This is a genomic window from Stenotrophomonas sp. 1278 (assembly GCF_029892765.1).
GTDB classification, from domain to species: domain Bacteria; phylum Pseudomonadota; class Gammaproteobacteria; order Xanthomonadales; family Xanthomonadaceae; genus Stenotrophomonas; species Stenotrophomonas indicatrix.
In genome coordinates, this window is record NZ_JARXWD010000038.1 from 1 (window position 1) to 18407 (window position 18407).

Here is an 18407-nt window from a genome sequence, read left to right on the forward strand (position 1 = left end):
GGGGGGGGGGGGGGGCCGGGGGCGGGCGGCCCCCCCCCCCCCCGCCCCCCGCCCGCCCCCCCCCCCCCCCCCCCCCCCCCCCCCCCCCCCCCCAACCCAGCATCTGCTTTCAGCGACAACCCACGAGGGGCTGCGCCGTTGGCTGGAAACCCTAGGCGACCGCCTCGACCACCAGCGCACTGCCCTGCACCGCCACCACCCGCACCAGCGTGCCGGCCGGCAGCTCCGGCCCACTCACCTGCCACGACGCGTCGTCGATGCTGACCCTGCCCTGCCCGGCAACGATGGCCTGCTGCAAGGGCACCACCCGCCCGACCAGTTGTTCAGCGCGGCGGTTCAGCAGCGGCGCGTCGCTCTGCCGCGCACGCGGCTTGCCCCAGTGCCGGTAGCACTGGATGGACAGCACGCTCAGCACCACGAAAGCGACCACCTGCCACAGCACCGGGATATCGGCGAACACCGCTACCAGCGCGAACACCGCCGCCGCACCGATGCCGATCCACAGCATGAACGCGCCGGGCGCCAGCGCTTCGGCGGCGAACAGCAGCAAGGCCAACGCACCCCAGGCAACGACTTCCCAGCGCATGTCAGCCTCCGATCGGTGGCGGCCGCTTTGCCGGCGGCCGGGTTTCCTGGTTGGACAGGGCCTGCTTGGCCAGCTCGGCCACGCCGGCGATCGAACCAATCACTCCGCTGGCCTCCATCGGCATCAGCACCAGCTTCTGGTTCGGCGACGTGGCCAGTTCCTTGAACGCTTCCACATACTTCTGGGCGATGAAGTAGTTGATGGCCTGGACGTCGCCGTCGGCGATCGCCGCCGACACCACCTGGGTCGCCTTGGCTTCGGCTTCGGCCAGGCGCTCGCGCGCTTCGGCGTCGCGGAATGCGGCCTCGCGCCGCCCCTCCGCTTCCAGCACCGTGGCCTGCTTCTCGCCTTCGGCACGCAGGATCTCGGACTGCCGCGAACCTTCCGCCTCGAGGATCTGCGCGCGCTTCTCGCGCTCGGCCTTCATCTGCCGTGCCATCGCATCGAGCAGGTCGCGCGGCGGCTGGATGTCGCGGATCTCGATGCGGTTGACCTTCACGCCCCACGGGTTGGTCGCATGATCGACCACGCTGAGCAGCTTGGCGTTGATCACCTCGCGCTGGCTGAGCGATTCATCCAGGTCCATCGAGCCGATCACGGTACGGATGTTGGTCTGCACCAGGGCGATCATCGCCACTTCCAGCACCGATACCTCGTAGGCGGCCTTGGCCGCGTCCAGTACCTGGAAGAACACCACGCCATCGACGCGCACGGCGGCGTTGTCCTTGGTGATCACTTCCTGGCCGGGCACGTCCAGCACCTGTTCCATCATGTTCACCTTGCGCCCCACCCCGTAGACGATCGGGATCAGGAAATGCAGGCCGGGCGACATGGTGTGGGTGTAACGGCCGAACCGCTCGACGGTCCATTCATAGCCCTGTGGCACCATCCGCACTGCCTTGAACAGGATGACCACGGCCACGAAGGCCAGCACCGCGCTGAAGAACATGGTCGGGAACATCGCGCTTTCCTTATGGGAGACGTCCGGAGCCCAGCATAGCGCGTGGATGCAGGCGATGCGGGTACCGCACGTTCCAGCCGAAAGCAGCCGGGCGTGGCCCGGCGCTGCAGGATAAACCCGGTCAGATCCGGGTCGTGGCCAGGAAGCGCTCGCGGTCCTGCTGGGTCTGCCGGCGGATCTCGGCCAGCGCCTGGCTTTCGGTCGCCTCCAGCATCGCCTCGAACAGGCGCTGGAAGTGATGGCGCATCGCATTGCGTGCAGCGACGGGATCGCGCGCGCGCAGCCCCTCGAAGATCGCCATGTGCTCGTCGGCGCGGCTGGCACCATCGTCATGGCACACCCGTGCGTAGACCTCGGTCACCCGCGGCAGCTCGCTGCGCATGCGCCAGATCTGCTGCACGAAATACTCGACCACCGGGTTGCCCGACAGGCGGGCGATGGCCAGGTGGAAGCGGCGGTCGTAGTCGCCGGCCTCTTCATCGGTAAGGTCACGACGGCACAGCGCTTCAGCCAGCACCTGCAGCTCGGCGATGCCGGCCTCATCGATATTGCTTGCCGCCAGCGCTGCAGCTTCCGCTTCGAACACGGCACGCGCCGCGGTCAGGTCGAAGGCGCTGATATCGGGCAGCCCGCCGGCAGCCTGGGCCGGGCGCGGCTTCACATAGACGCCCGAACCGATACGGATCGCGATCCAGCCCTGCGCTTCCAGGGCGATTTCCGCCTCACGGATGGTGACCCGGCTGACGCCGAAGCGTTCGGCAAGTTCACGTTCGCCCGGCAGGCGCGAACCCGACGGATATTCGCCATCCTCGATCAGCTTGCGGAGCTTGGCGGCGATGGTCTGGTAGAGACGGTTGGCGGACATGCGGCTGACCCTTGGCGGTTCCCTCCGGGCCCGTCCCCGGCCACCGGGCACGGTGCGGGTCCGGTTGGAGCGACGGCGCGACCATTGGCCGCGCCGCCCTGTTCAGAACTTGTATCGTACACCGAAATACGCGCGCCGCCCGTAGCTCACCACCTCGCGGAAATTCCCGTAAAGCGGCTGGTACGCCACGCGTGGCTCGTCGGTCAGGTTCATCAGTTCCAGCGACAGCGACAGCTGCTTGTTCACCCGGTAACGCAAGCGCAGGTCGACGCTGGTGTTGTCATCGTAGTAGCGGTTCTGCTGCGCCGTGTTGCCGGTGAAGTCCTGGTAATAGTGCGAACGGAACTTGCCGATGGCCTGGATGTTGAAGCGGCCCACATCCCAGTAGAGGGAACCGGACAGCACATGCCGCGAGAAGCCGCTCAGGCCGGCCGGCGGAACGATGGCCGGAATGATCGATCCATCGGCGGCCAACTGCTCGCCCAACCGCGAATCCTGCGTCTGGTAGTCGGCGTCGGCATAGTTGTAGCTGACCTTGAAGCCGAGGCCATCGAACGGCTTGGGCAGGTACGAGAACCGGTGGGTGGCACTGAGCTCGATACCGGTCAGGGTGCTGTCTTCATCGGTGGTCACCTGCTGGCGCACCGGCACGGTCACCGTCTGTCCGTTGAGGGTGTAGGTCTCCGGCACCAGCGCGGTGGCGGTGCCGCCGTTGAACTGCTTCCAGTACACCGCACCGGCCAGCAGCGTGTCCGGGTTCGCATACCACTCAAGCGAGACATCGCCGTTCCAGGACATCAGCGGCTGCGCAGCCGGATTGCCGCTGGCACTGATGTCGTCCAGCGCGTCGGCCAGGCCGGTATAGGTGGCATCGCTGCTGACATTGATGGTTCGCCCGGCACCGAGTGCGGCGATATCCGGGCGTGACATCGCCCGGTACGCGCCCACCCGCAGCAACAGGTCCGGCTTCAGCTCGAACGCGGCATTCAGGCTTGGCAGCAGCTTGTCGTTGCCCGCCTTGAACACCTGGGTGGTGAAATCACCAGTGGGTTGCAGGCGGATCGTGCCGTCGCCGTTGTCGATGACCGCCAGGTCGGTGCGCACGCCTTCCGAACGCACGTCGGTCTTGACCCAGCGCAGGCCGACATTGCCGGTGACCGGCAGGCCGAACAGCGTGCTGCTGAATTCACCCATCAGGTACAGCGCGCGGGTTTTCTCGGTCACATCGACGTTGTTCGGGTCCTGGAAGTCCGGGTCCAGGCCACTGTCGCTGGTGCCGCGGAAGGATGCGTAGAGGCAGCTCGGATCGAAGTACGCCCACGAGGAGATCGTATTGCCGCTGGCCGCATCCATGAAATCGTCCTGCGGGAACGGTGCACGGCAGGCACGGTTGGCGGCAATGATCTTCGCCTTGTCGGCCGCTACGCGCTGGTCGTAGTCGGTCACCAGGGTGTTGTCGCGCAGGCGGTAGTCGGCCTGGCTGGCGCGCACGCCGCCCTTGATGCGGGTGAAGAAACCGGACTCGGGCATGAAGCTGGCATCGAAGCGGCCGGCCTTGATCTTGTGGTCGTTCTCGGTCGCGCTGGAGGTCACCCGCGCCGCGCCGGTGTAGGCATCCCAGTTGTTCGGGTCGAAGTTCGGCGCCAGCGCGACGCTCGGCACCTCGCCATGCCAGTCCCAGTCGTAGTCGACATAGCCGGTGGCGCCGCTGCTGATGCCCGGCACGATGGCGTTGTTGACGTCGCGCTGGTTGGCGCGCAGCCGGGTCATGCGCTCGCTGTCCAGGCGGTTGGTATGCGAATAGGAAAGATCGGTGGACAGCTCCCAGGCCGGGCTGGGGCGCAGGATCAGATTGAGGCCACCACCGGTGTATTCCTCGCCGCGCCAGTAGCGGTTGGAGGTCGAATCGATGGAAGTGCTGCCATGCAGGTGGCGGACGATGCCATCCTCGTCCACCTCGCGCTGGGTGATGCCGCGTCGTGCATTGGACAGGCTCAGGTCGCTGCGGTCTTCGTCCCAGTTGCGCTCGGTATGTTCGAAATCGAGGTTGACCTCGACCACGTCGTTGGGCCGCCATTGGATCGCCGCGAATTCGCTCTGGCGGTCATTGCGTTCCTGCTTCAGGCGATAGATGCGGCTGCTCGGCACCAGGTAGTACGGCGCGCCGTTGGCGATGGCCTGGGCGCTGACTTCATTGCAGTTGGCATTGGCCACGTTCTGCCTGCCATCGCAGGCATACCAGGTGGAGCCGCTGGTGATGCTCTCCTCCGGATCGGTGCCCTCCAGCCGCTGGATGCCCAGCGAGATGCCGAGCTTCTGGCCGTTGCCGAATTCGAACTGGTCGATGTAGCTGGCGGTACCGCGATAGCCGATGCCATCGTCGTCGCGGTACTTCTTGTCATACTCGGCCCAGCTGCCGCGCAGATCGATCTGCGCCGAGCGCTTGCCGTACTCCAGCGGCTTGACCGTTTCCAGCCCGATGGTGCCGGCGACACCGCCTTCGATGATGTCGGCACGCTGGGTCTTGTAGATCGCCACCGTATTGATCAGCTCGGCCGGGAACATGTTGAAGTTCACCGAGCGGTCGCCGCTGCCGTTGGTGATCTCGCGGCCGTTGAAATTGGTGCTGCTGAGGAAGGCGCCGAGACCACGGATCGAGATTTCCGATGCGCCGGTCTTGTCGCGGGTCGAGGCGGCACCGGTCAGCGTTTCGATCGCATCGGCCAGTGATGGCGCGGGCAGGTCGCCGATGTCGTCGGCCGACAACACATCGGCGATCACCGTGTCGTCGCGCTTCTTGTTGATCGAGCTCTGCATCGATTCGCGGATACCGGTGACCTGGACCTGGTCCAGGGTGGTGGCGTCCTGCCCGGAACCGCTGCCGGCAGACTGCGCCTGCACGGCCGGTGAAGCCGCCAGCGCAGCGAGCAGTGCCACGATCAGCGGTGTGGGTGACAACGGTGTACGACGTACAACTCCGGCTGGTTGCCGCATGGTTTTCCTCCTCCCAAAGGATCGCCCGGACGGTAGGCGTGGGACGCAGCTTCGACACGCCGACACAGAAATGTCAACCAACTGGACTGGATTTTTCGTAATACCTTTGATTCAGACCGGTTGCCCGGCATTTCATGTGCTGATGCAGCATGACTTTGCGCGCAACGTGGCTTACAACACACCTACCAAGTGGTATGCACACCCACTCTGAAACCGCGGCATCGCCGTCTCTGGAAGGACTTCATGCGCATTCAACCGACTTCGCACCGCCTTTCGAAACCCGCCCTTGGATATTGCCTGGCAATTGGACTGGCATCCTGCCTGACCAGTTTGCCGGCGAACGCTGCGAGTTGGCTGGTCCATGATGCCGCCGAGTTCGCCACCGCCGCTGCCGCACTGCAACCCGGCGATGAAATCGTGCTGGCCGATGGCACCTGGACCGATGCGCGACTGCTGCTGAAGGGCCAGGGCACCGCCGCCGCACCGATCGTGCTGCGCGCGCAGACGCCGGGCAAGGTGATCCTCAGCGGGGGGTCGGACCTGCGTCTGGCCGGCAGCTACCTGCAGGTCTCCAACCTGGTATTCCGCAACGGCTACACCCCGGGCGACGCCGTGGTGGCGTTCCGCGAGTCGAGCAAGGCAGTGGCCAGCCACAGCCGCGTCACCGGCCTGGTCATCGATGACTACAGCAACCCCGATGGCAGCGACCAGGACTACTGGGTGTCGCTGTACGGCAGCAACAACCGCCTCGACCACAGCCAGCTGCGCGGCAAGACCAACGCTGGCCCGACGGTGGTGGTGGTGCGCGATGCAACCCAGGGCCTGGACAACCAGCACCGCATCGACCACAACTGGTTCGGCCCGCGGCCAGCGCTGGGCGTCAATGGCGGAGAGACGATCCGTGTAGGCACCAGCGACACCTCGCTGAGCGATTCCAACAGCACGGTGGAGAACAACTGGTTCGAGGGCTGCGATGGCGAGACCGAGATCGTCTCCAACAAGTCCGGCGGCAATACCTTCCGCGGCAACGTGTTCTATCGTTCGGCCGGCGCGCTGACTCTGCGCCATGGCAACGGCAACCGGGTGGTCGACAACCTCTTCCTCGGCGACGACAAGGCCGGCACCGGCGGCGTGCGCATCATCAATGCCGACCAGACCGTCAGCAACAACTACTTCGAACGGCTGGCCGGCTCCAGCAACCGCTCGGCACTGGCGGTGATGGATGCACAGGCCAATCCGCCGTTGTCCGGCTACGCGCCGGTGGTCAACGCGACCATCAGCCGCAACACCTTCGTCGACGTGGCGAAGATCAGCTTCGGTGTGGGCCATGACGAAACCAAGGACATCGTGGTCGCTGCCAGCAACAGCCACTTCAGCGGCAACCTGATCGTCAACCGCACCAGCAAAAATCCACCGAATGCGGCCAGTTCGCTGGCCGGTATCGCCTTCAGCAACAACGTGCAGTCGCCGCAGGCCAGCAGCGTATTCCCGGGCGGGGTGAGCAGCGCCAGCATCACCCTGCAGCAGGCCGCCAGCGGCCTGTGGGTGCCGGCAACGCCCCTGCCCACCATCGGCGCCGATCCGGCGCTGGCAATGACCCCGCGCGAACAGACGGGGGTGGACTGGTATCCCAAGGTGGGCGAGGTTGCCCTGTCACGCACCAGCACCGGAGTTGATCGATGAGGTTGCAGCCGCTGTCCCTTTGTTCCCACCGTCTGGCGCTCGCCCTCGCCCTGGCCGCTCCCTTCGCCCTGTTGCCGACGGCACCGCTGCATGCGGCACCTGCCGCAGCCGCGCGACAAGGCGATACCGCGCCGGTACTGGTGACCGCCGCGCAGTGGCAGCAGATGGCCAGCGAAGGCAGCCGCTATCCGTGGTTCGCCAAGGAACAGGCGCGTACGCAGAAATCGCTGCAGAAGATGATGAAGGCCGGCATCGACGTGCCGGTGCCGAAGGACAAGGGCGGCGGTCGCACCCATGAGCAGCACAAGCGCAACTACCAGGCCCTGCTGGCCGCCGGCACCCTGTACCGGCTGACCGGCGACAAGGCCTATGTCGCCTATTCGCGCGACATGCTGCTGCAGTACGCCAAGCTCTACCCGACCCTCGGCCCGCATCCGGAAGGACGCGGGCAGATTCCCGGCCGGGTGTTCTGGCAGGTGCTCAACGATTCGGTCTGGCTGGTCAATGCCATCCAGGGCTACGACGCGATCCGCGATGCGCTGTCGCCGCAGGATCGGCAGACCATCGAATCGCAGGTGTTCCGGCCGATGGCCGAGTTCCTGGCCAGCGAGCCGAAGAACTACGACCAGATCCACAACCACGCGACCTGGGCGGTGGCTGCCACCGGCATGACCGGCTACGTGCTGCGTGATCGCGAACTGGTGGAGAAATCGCTGCGCGGCAGCCGCAAGGATGACCAGTTCGGTTTCCTGCGGCAGATCGACCTGCTGTTCTCGCCCGATGGCTATTACGAGGAAGGCCCCTACTACCAGCGCTATGCGCTGGCGCCGTTCCTGCTGTTTGCCAACGCGATCGAACGCAACGAGCCGCAGCGGAAGATCTTCGCGCGCCGCGACGGCGTGCTGCTGAAGGCGGTGGACGTGCTGGTGCAGACCAGCTACGACGGCCTGTTCTTCCCGATCAACGATGCGATCCTGGACAAGGGCATCGATACCGAAGAGCTGGTGGCTGGCATCGGCATCGCCTATGCGCAGGCCGGCGATGACCGTCTGCTGTCGGTCGCCCAGCAGCAGAAACGCCTGCTGCTGTCGCCGGAAGGGCTGCAGGTGGCGCAGGCGTTGGCAGCCAACAAAGCCAAACCGTTCGACTACCGGCCGATGCTGCTGCGCGACGGCCCGGACGGTGAACGCGGCGGCCTGGCGATCCTGCGCATGGGCGGCGAACGCGGCCAGGCGCTGGTGCAGAAGGACACCATGCAGGGCATGGGCCACGGCCACTTCGACAAGCTCAACTGGCTGTTCTACGACAATGGCAACGCCGTGGTGACCGACTACGGCGCGGCGCGCTTCCTCAACGTGGAAGCCAAGCGCGGTGGCATCTATCTGGCCGAGAACCGCAGCTGGGCCAAGCAGACCGTGGCCCACAACACGCTGGTGGTGAACGAGCAGAGCCACTTCAAGGGCGACTGGAAGCGCGGTGAGGAACTCGCCCCGCAGGTGCGCTTCTTCCAGGCCGACGCAGATACCCAGATCGCCTCGGCGACGATGCGCGATGCCTATCCGGGCGTGGTGTTCACCCGCACCCAGGCACTGCTGCGCCACCCCGAACTGGGCCTGCCGGTGGTGCTGGACCTGCTGCAGGTGCACGGCGACAAGGCTGCACGCTACGACCTGCCGCTGCACTTCAACGGCCATATCGTCACCACCGGTTTCGAGGCCGAGCATTTCCCCGCCCAGCGCCCGGTGCTCGGCAGCGACAACGGCTACCAGCACCTGTGGCTGGACGCACGCAGCAAGGCCGGCAGTGAGCCGCGCACGCTGGCGTGGCTGCTCGACGGACGCTTCTACACCTACCGCTTCGGCAGCAGCGCGCCGGCGCAGGCGTTGCTGGTGGAGAGCGGTGCCAATGATCCCGAGTTCAACCTGCGCCGCGAACCGGCGCTGCTGCAGCGCGTGGAAGGACAGAAGGATGTGACCTTCTTCAGCGTTCTGGAGCCGCATGGCGAGTACAACGGCACCGCCGAGTACGTGCACGGTGCCGACAGCCGCATCAAGCAGATCATCCGCACCCGCGGCAATGATGCCGAGGTGCTCGAGCTGCGCCTGGCCAGCGGCGCCCGCATCGCACTCGGCGTGGCCGACGACAGCGACGCGAAGGGCGAACACAGCGTGACGGTGGATGGCCATGCCTACCGCTGGAGCGGCAGCCATGCGCGCATGGACCGCAGCAAGGGTGAGGCACGATGAACGGCCCCTCGGCCGTGGCCACGCTGCGCAAGGTGCCGGTGCGCTCGGCCGTGCGCTGGCTGATCGTCGGCCTGATCGCGGTGGCCACGGTGATCAACTACATCGACCGCAATGCACTGGCGGTGATGTGGCCGGAGATCGCCAGGGAAGTCGGCGCGACCAAGGACGATTACGCACTGCTGGTGACCGTGTTCATGCTGTTCTATGCCGCCGGCCAGTTCCTGTTCGGGCGCCTGTTCGACATGATCGGGACGCGGCTGGGGTTCGCGTTGTCGATCAGTGTGTGGTCGATCTCGATCGCGCTGCATTCGGTCACCCACTCCATGCTCTCCTTCAGCGTGGTGCGGGCGATGCTGGGCATCAGCGAAGCCGGTGCCTGGCCCGGCGCGGTGAAAGCCAATGCCGAGTGGTTCCCCGCGCGTGAGCGTGCCCTCGCACAGGGCATCTTCAACGCGGGCGCGTCCATCGGTGCCATCGTTTCGGCACCGGCCATCGCCGGCCTGTACCTGTGGCTTGGCTGGCGCGGCACCTTCGTGCTGGTCGGTGCACTTGGCTTCCTGTGGCTGCTGCCATGGCTGTTCGTCTATCGCGCCGGCCCGGACAAGCATCCGTGGGTGAGTGACGCCGAGCGGCGCCTGATCATGGAAGACCAGGCTGGCCAGCAACGCGTGGATGCACCGAAGGTCAGCGTGCGTTCGCTGCTGGCCCACCGGCAGAGCTGGGGCATGCTCGCCTGCCGTTTCCTGCTGGATCCGATCTGGTGGCTGTTCGTGTCGTGGCTGCCGATCTATCTGGCCGAGACCTTCGGCTTCGACATCAAGCAGATCGGCCTGTTCGCCTGGGTGCCCTTCGTCGGCGCCATGCTCGGCAGCCTGAGCGGCGGCTGGCTGTCGGGGCGCCTGATCAATGCCGGCCAGAGCGTGGACCGTGCGCGCAAGCTGTCGATTTCGCTGGGCTGCGTGATCATGGCACCGGCCCTGCTGGGCGCGGTACTGGCCAACCAGCCGCTGTTTGCGGTGCTGGCGATTGCAGCAGTGCTGTTCGGTTTCCAGATCGCCATCGGCAACATCCAGACCCTGCCCGGCGATCTGTTCGACGGCCGCTCGGTGGGCACGCTCGCCGGTCTCGGCGGCCTGGCCGCGGTGGCCGGAACGTTGATCACCACCTGGCTGGTGCCGGTGCTGACCCGCCATTCCTATGCACCGATCTTCATCCTCGTCGCCGCACTGGTGCCGCTGTCGCTGGCCGCACTGTGGTGGTGGACCGGACCGATCCACAAGCTCGACCGCACCGACGGTTGAGCCCCCATTCCCTCGCATTCCCCCGCAAACCAAGGAGTTTCCCGCATGTCGTTCCAGGACAAGGTGGCCATCGTCACCGGTGGTGGCCGTGATATCGGCCGTGCCGTCTCGATCAAGCTGGCTGCGGCCGGTGCACGCGTCTGCCTCAACTACGCCAACGACGAAGCCAGCGCGCAGGAGACGCTGGCGCTGATCAAGGCGGCCGGCGGCCAGGCCATCGCCCACCGCGCCGACGTCACCGATCCCGCCGCCGTGGCCGGCCTGGTCGCAGCAACGCAGGCTGCATTCGGCCAGCGCATCGACGTGCTGGTGAACGTGGCCGGCGGCATGGTCGAGCGTCGTCCGCTGGCCGACATCGACCCGGCGTTCTTCCACAAGGTCATCGACCTCAACCTGACCTCCACCTACCTGACCACGCACGCCGTGGTACCGCACATGGGCGAAGGCGCGGCGATCGTGAACTTCGCCTCGCAGGCCGGTCGTGATGGCGGAGGCCCTGGTGCGGCGATCTATGCCACTGCCAAGGCGGCTGTGATGACCTTCACCCGGGCCATGGCCAAGGAGCTGGGGCCGAAGGGTATCCGCGTCAACGCACTGTGCTGCGGCATGATCGCCACCCGCTTCCATGACGAATTCACCAAACCGGAAGTGCGTACGGCGGTGGCCGGCGCGACGCCGCTGCGTCGCCAGGGCCTGCCGGACGAAGCCGCCGATGCGGCGGTCTACCTGGCGTCGGCAGCGGCAGCGTTCATCACCGGTGCCAATCTGGACGTCAACGGCGGCACCTACTTCTCCTGACCGGACCGAAGCCCATGCAGCGCTGGATCACCCTGCTTTCCCTGGCCATCGGCACCGCCGTGGCCGCCCCCGTGGCGCTGGCCGCACCGGTCTGGGTCACCGCCTGGACCGCTTCGCCCGCGCCTGACCGCAAGGATGGCAGCGCTGACGCGCCCGTGCAGTTCGCAGCGCAGACCGTGCGCCAGGACATGCGCCTGGGTAGCAGGGGCGATGCGCTGCGGCTGCGCATCAGCAACGAACTGGGCACCACGCCGCTGCATGTGGAAGACGTACGGGTGCGCCTGAAGGATGGCAAGGCCGCAGCGCTGCCGGTCACCGTCGATGGACGCACGTCCATCGACGTACCGGTGGGCGCAGCGCTGCTCAGTGATGCACTGCCCTTGCGGGTTGCCGCCCTGCAGGAGATCAGCGTGACCGCGTACTTCCCGCAGCCCACCCGCCCCGCAGTGCGCCGTACGGTGGTGCGGGTGGCCGACGGAAAGCAGGACGCGGTGGCCGACAGCGTGCGCGTGGGCTACCAGCAGAACGTGTTCTCTGCGGTACTGGTGCAGCGCGCGGACCGGCCGCAGGTGATCGTGGCCCTGGGTGATTCCATCACCGAGGGCGCAACGGCGTCACGTGGCTCGTTCAACCAATGGCCCGAGCGCTTGGGCCAGCGCCTGCAGCAGGCGTGCCCTGACCGCTTCGTGGTGCTCAACCAGGGCATCAGCGGCAACAAGCTGCTGGACCACGGCCGCAGCCACAGCGCGCTGTCGCGGCTGGATCGCGACGTGATCGCAGTGGCCGACGCCGACCAGGTGATCCTGTTCGAAGGCATCAATGACATCCGCCACGGTGGCGGTGCACAGCCTCTGCCGGGACGCAGCGCGACGGACATGCTGCTGGGGTACCGTCAGGTGGCCGCGCGGCTGCATGCGCATGGCATCCGCGCTCATCTCGGCACATTGACGCCTTTCGGCGATTCGGAGCGCTACGAGCCGGTATCGGCCACCACCCGCACCGCGATCAACCAGTGGGCGCGTGGCCAGGACACCGGCTTCGATGGCGTGGTGGATTTCGATGCGGCCCTGCGTGATCCGAAACAGCCGGAATCATTGCCGGCGGACATCACCCGCGATCATCTGCACCCGAACGACGAGGGCTACCGGCGCATGGCCGACGCGATCAACCTGGCGGCGCTGGGCTGCAACGCGCGTTGAGGCGTACGGCGAGATCACCACTTCACCCTGCCACGCAGGATGTCGGCGAACATCACCCAGTCACCGATGAACGAATACAGTGGATGACGAAATGTTGCAGGGCGGTTCTTCTCGAAGAAGAAGTGACCGACCCAGGCAAAGCCGTAGCCGCAGGCCAATGCCGCCAACAGCAGCAGCGGCTGTCCGCGCAGTGCGGCGATGGCGACCAGCAGCAGTACGCCGCAGCTGCCGATGAAGTGCAGGCGTCGTGATGTCGTGTTGCGGTGCTCGCTGAGGTAGAACGGATAGAACTCGCGGAAGCTGGCGAAGCGGGACATGCGCGTGCTCCGTTCGTTGAAGGTGCCGGGCCATGCCCGGCTGTTGTTGCCACAACAACGGTCGAGCATTGCTCGACTCTACACCTGCCCGGCTTACCCCGGTTGCCGCGGCCCGAACATGATCACCGCCATGCCGGCCAGGCAAAGCGCAGCCCCCAGCATGTCCCAACGGCTGGGACGGATGCCGTCGACCAGCCACAGCCAGAACAGCGCCGTGCCGATGTACACGCCACCGTACGCTGCGTACACGCGTCCGCTGGCGGTCGGGTGCAGGGTCAGCAGCCAAGCGAACAACGCCAGGCTGGCCGCCGCCGGCAACAGCAGCCAGATACTGCCACCCTTGCGCAGCCACAGCCACGGCAGGTAGCAGCCGATGATCTCGGCCAGCGCGGTCAGCAGGAACAGACCGAGCGTTTTCACGCTTTTTCGGTGGCCTTGGCGTGCTGCCAGAGCGCTTCCTGCGCATCCAGATCGAGTGCGGCCAGCGAATCGCCTTGTGCCTCGGCCTGCGCCTCCATCGAACGGAAGCGACGTTCGAACTTGTGGTTGGCCCCACGCAGCGCGGCACCCAGATCGATGTCCGCATGGCGCGCCAGGTTGGCGCACACGAACAGCAGGTCACCCAGTTCCTCCTGCAGGCGCGCCTTGTTGCCCACGATGTCACCGCGTTCGAACTCTTCGCGCAGTTCCTGCAGTTCCTCGGCCGCCTTGTCCAGTACCGGCAGCGGACCGGGCCAGTCGAACCCCACCTTGGCCGCGCGCGACTGCAGCTTCACCGCCCGCTGCCATTCCGGCAGGCCACGGGAGATCCCGGCCAGCGCCGAGGTGTCCTGATCGCCCTTTGCCGCGCGCTCGGCACGCTTGATCGCGTCCCAGTTGCGCATCACGCCGTCGGCATCGTCGACGCTGACATCGGCAAACACATGCGGGTGCCGCCGCTGCATCTTGTCGCTGATCGCGCGCGCGACCTCGGCGAAGGCAAACGCACCCTGTTCTTCAGCCATGCGCGCATGGAACACGACCTGCAGCAGCAGGTCACCCAGTTCATCGCAGAGGTCGTCGAGGTCGCCCCGATCGATCGCGTCGGCCACTTCGTAGGCTTCTTCAATCGTATAGGGGGCGATGGTGGCGAAGTTCTGTTCCAGGTCCCAGGGACAGCCACCTTTCGGGTCGCGCAGGCGCGCCATGATGGCCAGCAGGCGCTCCAGCTCCGCGCTGGCGTTGCCGGTGGCAGGGGTTTCGTGCGTGCTCATGCGTTTCTCCTGGATCAATCGGACAACCAGTCCCGCCACGGCAGGCTGGTATCGCCCAGCGCCATGAAATCACCGTTCAACAGCGTCGGCCGGCGGTTGTAGCGGAACGGCTTGCCGGTCCCGACCGAGAGCACCGCGCCACCGGCCGCGTGCAGCACGCACTGGCCAGCAGCGGTATCCCATTCGGAGGTCGGGCCCAGCCGCGGATAGACATCCAGTCCGCCTTCGGCGATCCGGCAGAATTTCAGCGAAGAGCCCTGCACCACGGTCTCGATGTCGCCCATGCGGGCCAGCAGGGCATTCGTCTCCGCTGAACGATGCGAGCGGCTGGCGGCGACGCGAAGGGGCGCAGTCGCGGGTGTACGGGTACGCAGCACGGTGTCATGCACACCCTGCCGGCGATACGCCAGCTCGCCTCGCATCGCGTGCCAGACAATGCCGGTGACCGGCGACTGGACCACGCCGAAGGCCGGCGCGCCCTGGTAGATCAGCGCGATGTTGACGCTGAACTCGCCATTGCGCTTGACGAAATCGCGGGTGCCATCAAGCGGGTCGACCAGCCAGTACGCGCCCCAGTGCTGACGCTGCTCCCAGGGCACCAGCGGCGACTCCTCCGACAGGATCGGCAGGTCCGGTGTCAGCTGGCGCAGCCCCTGCTGGATCACCCGGTCGGCGGCAAGGTCGGCAGCGGTGACCGGGCTGTCGTCGTCCTTGAGTGTCACATCGAAACCGTTGCTGTAGACCTGCATGATCGCCTGCCCGGCTTCCTGGGCGATGGCGATCGCGGTTTCGCGCAGTTCCGTGGTCAGCTTGATCATCGTGCTCCCTGCAGCCACTGGCGGGCAATGAACAGCGCCGCCAGCGAACGCCCTTCGGAAAAGTCCTCGCGCAGCATCAACTGGTCCAGATCGGCCAGCTTCCACGGCACCACTTCCAGTTCCTCCGGCTCGTCGCCGGCCAGCTTCTCCGGATACAGGTCGCGCGCGACCACCAGCCAGGACTGATGGCTCATGTAGGTCGGCGCCAGGGTCATCGCGCGCAGCACGTCGACCCGTCGAGCGCCATAGCCGGCCTCTTCCTTCAGCTCACGGTCGGCGGCCTGCTCCGGCGTTTCGCCGGCATCGATCCGGCCCTTCACCAGGCCAAGCTCGTAGCGGTGCATGCCGGCCGCGTATTCACGTACCAGCAGCACGGTTTCTTCATCCAGCATCGGCACCACCACCACCGCGCCATGGCCACGGCTGACCAGGCGTTCGAAGCGGCGGCGTTCGCCATTGGAGAACTCCAGGTCCAAGTGCTGGCGCTGGAAGGGCCCGTTCTCCTCGTCGGTGATCCGATGGATGATCGGCAGAGGACGCCTTGCGCGGTCATCGTTCACGCGGAATCTCCGGGGCAGACGGCGCGTGCGCCGAGGCCGATAGAATGTGCAGGCAGCAACATGTTCATGAGCCCGAAATGCTAGCAGACCCAACCCCCTCTCCGCTGGTCCAGCACTGGCGGCAACGCGACCTCAAGGTCCTGTGGCACCCGTGCACGCAGATGCGCGAGCATCCGGACACGTTGCCGCTGGTGCCGATCGCCCGCGGCGAAGGCGCCTGGCTGATCGATCACGACGGCAACCGCTACCTGGATGCGGTCAGCAGCTGGTGGACCAACCTGTTCGGCCATGCCGAGCCGCGCATCGGCGGTGCCATCGCCGCCCAGGCTGGACAGCTGGAACAGGTGATGCTGGCCGGGTTCGGCCACGAGCCCGCGATCACCCTGGCTGAGCGCCTGCTGGCCCTCGCGCCGCGCCAGCCCGGCCGCGCGCCACTGGCCAAGGTGTTCTACGCCGACAACGGTTCGGCCGGCGTCGAAGTGGCGCTGAAGATGGCCTTCCAGCATTTCCAGAACCGCGGTGAGACCCGGCGCACGCGCTTCGTCTCGCTGGAAAACGGCTACCACGGCGAGACGCTGGGCGCCCTCGCACTGGCCGACATTCCGCTGTACCGCCGGGTCTATGCGCCGCTGCTGGCCGAGGGCCTGTTTGCGCCCTCGCCCGACGCCTACCTTGCCGAACCCGGGCAGAGTGCGGCCGACCGCGCACGCCAGGCCGCCGATGGCCTGGCCACGCTGTTCGACCAGCATCCGGGCGAGATCTGCGCGGTGATCCTGGAGCCACGGCTGCAGTGTGCCGGTGGCATGCGCATGCACGATCCGGCCTATCTGCAGCGCGTGCGTGAACTGTGTGATGCCCATGGAGCGTTCCTGATCGCCGACGAAATCGCCACCGGCTTCGGCCGCACCGGCACGATGTTCGCCTGCGAGCAGGCCGGGGTGATGCCGGACCTGCTGTGCCTGTCCAAGGGCCTGACCGGTGGTTTCCTGCCCTTGGCTGCGGTGCTGGCCACGCAGGCGCTGTACGACGCCTTCCTTGATGATTCGCGCGAACGTGCCTTCCTGCATTCGCACAGCTATACCGGCAACCCGCTGGCCTGTGCGGCGGCGCTGGCCACGCTGGACATCTTCGGCGAGGACGATGTGATCGCGCGCAATCGCGGCATTGCCTCGGTGATGGGCACCTTGGCTGCGCCGTTTGCCGACCATCCGCACGTGGCCGATGTGCGCCAGGCCGGGATGGTGGTGGCCTTCGAACTGACCCGCAACGGCGACAAGCGCACGCCCTTCGATCCGGCCCTGCGGCTGGGGCTGCACGCCTACAAGGCGGCGCTGAAGCGCGGCGTGGTGCTGCGCCCGCTGGGCAACGTGCTGTACTGGATGCCACCGTACTGCGTGGACGATGAACAACTGGAGCTGCTGGCGCATACCACGCTGGCGGCCATCGACGAGGCGATTGCATGCGCGTGACCCGCTGCCCCATCGACCTGGCGCTGCACAGCGGCCAGACCGTGACCCTGCCGGAAGAGACGGCCAACCACCTGGTGCGGGTGATGCGCCTGCGCGAGGGTGATACCTGCGTGCTGTTCAACGGCGATGGCCATGACTACACCGCGACGCTGACCATGGCCGGCAAACGCGAGGTACAGGTACGCATCGACGCGGTGCAGGTGATCGCCAACGAGTCGCCGCTGACCATCACCCTGCTGCAGGGCATTGCACGCGGCGAGAAGATGGACCTGATCCTGCAGAAGGCCACCGAACTGGGGGTGAGCGCCATCGTGCCGGTGAATGCCGAGCGCACCGAAGTGAAGCTGGATGCAGCTCGCGCGGAAAAACGCGTGGCGCACTGGAACAACGTCGTGCAGTCGGCCTGCGGGCAGTCCGGTCGTGCGCGCATTCCGCAGGTAGGACCGCCGCAGTCGCTGGCACAGGCCAGCGCGGCACTGCCCGCCGATACGTTGCGGTTGACCCTGGACCCGCTGGGAGCGCACCGGCTGTCGACACTGCAGGCAGCGCCGGCCGGCGGCGTGGTGATCGCCATCGGCCCGGAAGGTGGCTGGTCGCCGCGTGACCGTGAGCAGCTCGCCGCCGCAGGCTTCCAGGGCCTGCAGTTGGGCCCTCGCATCCTGCGCACGGAAACCGCAGGCCTGGCCGCGATCGCAGCGTTGCAGGCACGGCTGGGCGATCTGGGGTAAGGCTCCGGTCCGGTGGCCGCTGCGCTCGCCGGGCATGGCCCGGCGCTACCGTTCCGGTGGCTGCTCTGCTCGCCGGGCATGGACCGGCGCTACCGGTCCGATGGCCGCTGCGCTCGCCGGGCATGGCCCGGCGCTACCGGTCCGGTGGCCGCTGCGCTCGCCGGGCATGGACCGGCGCTACCGGTCCGATGGCCGCTGCGCTCGCCGGGCATGGACCGGCGCTACCGGTCCGATGGCCGCTGTGCTCGCCGGGCATGGCCCGGCGCTACCGGTCCGGTGGCCGCTGCGCTCGCTGGGCATGGCTCGGCGTTACCGGTCCGGTGGCCGCTGCGCTCGCCGGGCATGGACCGGCGCTGCCGGTCCGATGGCCGCTGCGCTCGCCGGGCATGGCACGGCGCTACCGGTCCGATGGCCGCTGCGTTGGCCGGGCATGGCCCGGCGCTACCGGTCCGGAGGCCGCTGCGCCCGCCGGGCATGGCCCGGCGCTACCGGTCCGATGGCCGCTGCGCCCGTCGGGCATGGCCCGGCGCTACCGGTCCGATGGCCGCTGCGCTCGCCGGGCATGGCACGGCGCTACCGGTCCGATGGCCGCTGCGCTCGCCGGGCATGGCCCGGCGCCACCCGATATC

The 18407-nt window shown here is 67.0% G+C and carries 16 protein-coding genes; 7 read left to right on the plus strand and 9 right to left on the minus strand.

Going from position 1 to position 18407, the window contains the following annotated elements:
- Positions 1 to 151 precede the first annotated feature (151 nt).
- From M2299_RS19800 to M2299_RS19815, 4 genes are all read right to left on the minus strand, one after another.
- The gene (locus M2299_RS19800; protein ID WP_025877784.1) at positions 152 to 586 is read right to left on the minus strand and encodes an NfeD family protein; all 435 of its coding nucleotides are present in this window, start codon (positions 584 to 586) and stop codon (positions 152 to 154) included.
- A 1-nt stretch (position 587) separates the two neighbouring features.
- A complete protein-coding gene (locus M2299_RS19805) occupies positions 588 to 1547 on the minus strand; it encodes an SPFH domain-containing protein (RefSeq protein WP_025877782.1) in 960 nt (319 codons plus the stop codon).
- 121 nt (positions 1548 to 1668) lie between these two features.
- Positions 1669 to 2412, minus strand: a complete 744-nt coding sequence (locus M2299_RS19810) for a FadR/GntR family transcriptional regulator (protein WP_025877780.1) — start codon at positions 2410 to 2412, stop codon at positions 1669 to 1671.
- A 102-nt stretch (positions 2413 to 2514) separates the two neighbouring features.
- Entirely contained in the window at positions 2515 to 5406 is a 2892-nt protein-coding gene (locus M2299_RS19815) for a TonB-dependent receptor (RefSeq protein ID WP_025877778.1), read from the minus strand.
- A 330-nt stretch (positions 5407 to 5736) separates the two neighbouring features.
- Between M2299_RS19815 and M2299_RS19820 the strand changes: the two genes are divergently transcribed.
- From M2299_RS19820 to M2299_RS19840, 5 genes are read left to right on the plus strand one after another with little or no spacing between them, the layout of a single operon-like run.
- Positions 5737 to 7089, plus strand: coding sequence for a polysaccharide lyase 6 family protein (locus tag M2299_RS19820; RefSeq protein ID WP_280884875.1), 1353 nt, complete (start codon positions 5737 to 5739; stop codon positions 7087 to 7089).
- Complete coding sequence (locus M2299_RS19825; RefSeq protein ID WP_059064844.1) at positions 7086 to 9335, plus strand: oligoalginate lyase; 2250 nt, start codon at positions 7086 to 7088, stop codon at positions 9333 to 9335. The genes M2299_RS19820 and M2299_RS19825 overlap by 4 nt, the downstream gene beginning before the upstream one ends.
- On the plus strand, positions 9332 to 10636 hold the full coding sequence (locus M2299_RS19830; protein ID WP_033831792.1) for an MFS transporter: 1305 nt from the start codon (positions 9332 to 9334) through the stop codon (positions 10634 to 10636). The genes M2299_RS19825 and M2299_RS19830 overlap by 4 nt, the downstream gene beginning before the upstream one ends.
- A 45-nt stretch (positions 10637 to 10681) precedes the next feature.
- Positions 10682 to 11434, plus strand: a complete 753-nt coding sequence (locus M2299_RS19835; protein ID WP_025877770.1) for a glucose 1-dehydrogenase — start codon at positions 10682 to 10684, stop codon at positions 11432 to 11434.
- Positions 11435 to 11448: 14 nt separating this feature from the next.
- A complete protein-coding gene (locus M2299_RS19840) occupies positions 11449 to 12633 on the plus strand; it encodes a GDSL-type esterase/lipase family protein (RefSeq protein WP_280884876.1) in 1185 nt (394 codons plus the stop codon).
- Between the two features lie 14 nt (positions 12634 to 12647).
- Here M2299_RS19840 and M2299_RS19845 read toward each other — a convergent pair whose 3' ends face one another.
- From M2299_RS19845 to nudE, 5 genes are all read right to left on the minus strand, one after another.
- The gene (locus M2299_RS19845) at positions 12648 to 12950 is read right to left on the minus strand and encodes a DUF962 domain-containing protein (protein ID WP_032974966.1); all 303 of its coding nucleotides are present in this window, start codon (positions 12948 to 12950) and stop codon (positions 12648 to 12650) included.
- Between the two features lie 93 nt (positions 12951 to 13043).
- A complete protein-coding gene (locus tag M2299_RS19850) occupies positions 13044 to 13370 on the minus strand; it encodes a YnfA family protein (RefSeq protein ID WP_032974968.1) in 327 nt (108 codons plus the stop codon).
- Positions 13367 to 14203, minus strand: coding sequence for a nucleoside triphosphate pyrophosphohydrolase (gene mazG, locus M2299_RS19855; RefSeq protein ID WP_099785113.1), 837 nt, complete (start codon positions 14201 to 14203; stop codon positions 13367 to 13369). Before mazG ends, M2299_RS19850 begins: the two co-directional genes overlap by 4 nt.
- 14 nt (positions 14204 to 14217) lie before the next feature.
- A complete protein-coding gene (gene cysQ / locus M2299_RS19860) occupies positions 14218 to 15021 on the minus strand; it encodes a 3'(2'),5'-bisphosphate nucleotidase CysQ (protein WP_025877764.1) in 804 nt (267 codons plus the stop codon).
- On the minus strand, positions 15018 to 15581 hold the full coding sequence (gene nudE, locus M2299_RS19865; protein ID WP_025877762.1) for an ADP compounds hydrolase NudE: 564 nt from the start codon (positions 15579 to 15581) through the stop codon (positions 15018 to 15020). Before nudE ends, cysQ begins: the two co-directional genes overlap by 4 nt.
- 77 nt (positions 15582 to 15658) lie before the next feature.
- Here nudE and bioA point away from each other — a divergent pair, with 77 nt between their 5' ends.
- A complete protein-coding gene (gene bioA / locus M2299_RS19870; RefSeq protein WP_280884877.1) occupies positions 15659 to 17050 on the plus strand; it encodes an adenosylmethionine--8-amino-7-oxononanoate transaminase in 1392 nt (463 codons plus the stop codon).
- Positions 17041 to 17778 carry a 16S rRNA (uracil(1498)-N(3))-methyltransferase gene (locus M2299_RS19875; RefSeq protein ID WP_032974971.1) on the plus strand — a complete coding sequence of 246 codons (738 nt, stop codon included), beginning with the start codon at positions 17041 to 17043 and terminating at the stop codon, positions 17776 to 17778. Before bioA ends, M2299_RS19875 begins: the two co-directional genes overlap by 10 nt.
- Positions 17779 to 18407 lie beyond the last annotated feature (629 nt).